The sequence below is a fragment of the Vibrio sp. M260118 genome, assembly GCF_036533755.1.
Classification (GTDB): Bacteria; Pseudomonadota; Gammaproteobacteria; order Enterobacterales; family Vibrionaceae; genus Vibrio.
In genome coordinates this window covers 1-1234 of sequence record NZ_JATABG010000599.1, presented here as the reverse complement: position 1 = coordinate 1234, position 1234 = coordinate 1, and the positions used below count along the sequence as shown (strand labels likewise).

Here is a 1234-nt window from a genome sequence, read left to right as displayed (position 1 = left end):
AAGCCATTCTAAAATCAATGCGATTTGAAAAAGATGGATACTTTTTTGCCTATGACTCAAATGGTGTCAACACACTGCATGCCATCAAGCCACAACTAGAGGGGAAAAACCTTTATGGTTTGAAAGACGAGAACGGTACTCCTGTCATTGCGGGCTTGATCGAAGCTGCAAAAAAAGGCGACGGATTTTTGCCTTTTTCGTGGCACAAACCTTCTATTGATGCTCAAGCCCCTAAGCTTGGTTATGCTGAATATTTACCTCGCTGGGACTGGGTACTGGGAACAGGGATCTATATTGATGACATTGATCGGTTAGTTAGCGAATATAAAGCGGCTCAGTTGCAGAGCCTGAATGATAATACTCGCTCAGCAGTTATTTTATCTTTTTTCGGTCTGCTTATAACGATAATACTCGTGACTTTCTTTGTTAATAGAGGCGTGGCTCCATTACAACATGTTGTTGCGTCACTAAAAGATGTTGCCGAGGGGGAAGGTGATCTCACCGCTAGGCTCAAGGTTGAGAGCCTAGATGAAGTTGGTGAGGTAGCAATCGCATTTAATGACTTTATGGACAAGCTACAGCCAATGATAAAAGCCCTTCAAGATTCAGCGTCTGAAGTTATGCTTGCGGGGAATGCACTAGAGCAGCAAACGGGTCATGCAGCGAACTCCATGCAAAACCACAGTTTAGAAACTGAGAAAATAGTGACGGCTGTAACTGAAATGAGCGCGACTTCAAGAGAAGTTGCCAACAACACTCATTCGACTTCACAGGCTATAAAAGCCGCAAATGATCAGATTAATGAAGCCCAGCTTGAGGTCTCACATGCAATCGAAGGTATTAGCGATCTAGTTTCTGAAGTAAACGGCACATCTGAAGCAATACAGGCGTTGAGTGAACAGACAGAGCGAATTACTAAAGTACTCGATGTCATTGGAGAGATAGCGGAACAAACTAATTTGCTAGCGTTAAATGCAGCTATCGAAGCTGCTCGTGCGGGTGAACAAGGTAGAGGTTTTGCCGTTGTTGCTGACGAAGTTCGATCGCTAGCAAGTCGGACTCAAAATAGCACACAAGAAATTGGCGACATGTTAACAGCATTGCAGAGTCGAGTTCGTAACGCCGTTGATTCTATGAGCTCAAGTCAGCAGCGCGGAAAACAAACTGCACATGAGTCTACTCAGATCCAGACAAGTTTAACTGCAATTGAGAGGGCGATTGGTACCATTCATGA

Annotated in this window: 1 protein-coding gene; it reads left to right on the top strand. The window is 44.2% G+C overall.

Annotation, left to right across the window (positions count from 1 at the left end):
* Positions 1 to 1234: methyl-accepting chemotaxis protein (locus QTO00_RS19905; RefSeq protein WP_331426290.1), on the top strand; the 1234-nt coding region annotated here is incomplete at both ends.